Annotated in this window: 1 protein-coding gene; it reads right to left on the bottom strand. The window is 53.6% G+C overall.

All coding sequences use genetic code 11. The features are described from left to right. Positions 1 to 1,293, bottom strand: a 1,293-nt coding sequence (locus tag V6D20_03380; GenBank protein ID HEY9814835.1) for a 2-oxo acid dehydrogenase subunit E2, incomplete at its 3' end; no start/stop codon positions are given. Between the last annotated feature and the right edge of the window lie 21 nt (positions 1,294 to 1,314).

Below are 1,314 nucleotides of genomic sequence, written 5' to 3'. Positions count from 1 at the left end.
ATCAAGCTTGTTCTCCATGATGTCAGCGAGTGTCTTGAGGAATAGGGCCGAGTCTGCTCCGTAGATTTGACGGTGGTCGGCAGTGAGTGTGACAGTCATCTTTCTGACCTTCTTCATTCCCAAAACGGATTGCTTGCATGGAACGACGGCATCTTGAGTGCCGCCAATGGCAAGGATTCCACCTTGTCCTGGTGGAAGGATGGCACCGAACTCAGAAACTCCAAACATACCCAAGTTGGAGATTGTGAAAGTTCCAGATTGGTACTCAGCAGGCGATAGACTTCCAGATCTAGCTTTGTCGACGAGTTCCTTCCAATTCTCTCCGAGTTCAGCTACACTGCGTTCGTTGGCGTATTGAAGAGTGGGGGTAATCAAACCGCCATCAATGGCAACAGCCATGGCAATGTTGATATCGGGGTTGTATTGGATTCCACCGCCATCCTTGTCGGAGTAAGAGCTATTGATGATAGGGTGCTTCTCAATGGCAAGAGCAACAGCCTTGGAGAGCATGGCAGAAACAGTAATACCCTGGGGCTTCAATTTAGCATAGAGCTCTTCAAAACCATCCATCATGATTTCTCGGCTAGTGCGGAAAACAGGAACAGGGAGCGTGGCTTCCATGTTCTTGCTGACAGCCTTTTGCATACCAGTGAAAGGGACAAATCCAGTTGGCATTTCGACAACTTCTTGACCGGGAACAGTGCGCTTGCGCTCGGGCTTCTTTTCTCCAGTAGCCATCTTTACATCATCAACGGTAACACGGCCGAACTGTCCAGTTCCCTGGATGGTAGCAAGGTCGATCTTAGCCTTCTTGGCAAGAGCCCGCGCAGTGGGTGTGGCGGCAATAACACCAGGGGCGGGAGTCCAGCTAGGCTTGGATGGAGCAGCAGCAGCTTTTTTGGTCGGGGCAGTTCCAGACGCAGCAGCTTCGACATCAGATGCAGTGATACGTCCTCCTGGTCCAGTTCCGGCAACGGAGCCAATGTCAACACCAAGTTCTTCAGCCTTCTTCTTGGCCAGAGGCGAAGCCGTCACACGGCCGCCAGAAGCGGCAGCTGGGGTGGCAGCCCTAGGAGCAGCTGGTTTGGGGGCGGCTGGGGCAGCGCTGGATGCAGCTGGTGCTGCAGCAGCCGGGGCGGGAGCTCCAGAAAGAGAAGCAGCGTAAGCCTGAAGGGAGGGGATGTCTTTCTCCTCTGCGGCAATCAAGGCTACAGGGGCACCAACAGCTCCAGTCTCGCCTTCGCCAGTGATAATGGCAGCAAGGAATCCATCTTCGAAGGCTTCGACATCCATATCAGCTTTGTCACTCTCAAC

It is taken from the genome of Candidatus Obscuribacterales bacterium (assembly GCA_036703605.1).
Taxonomy (GTDB): Bacteria; Cyanobacteriota; Cyanobacteriia; order RECH01; family RECH01; genus RECH01.
This window is presented reverse-complemented; position numbering and strand designations above follow the sequence as displayed.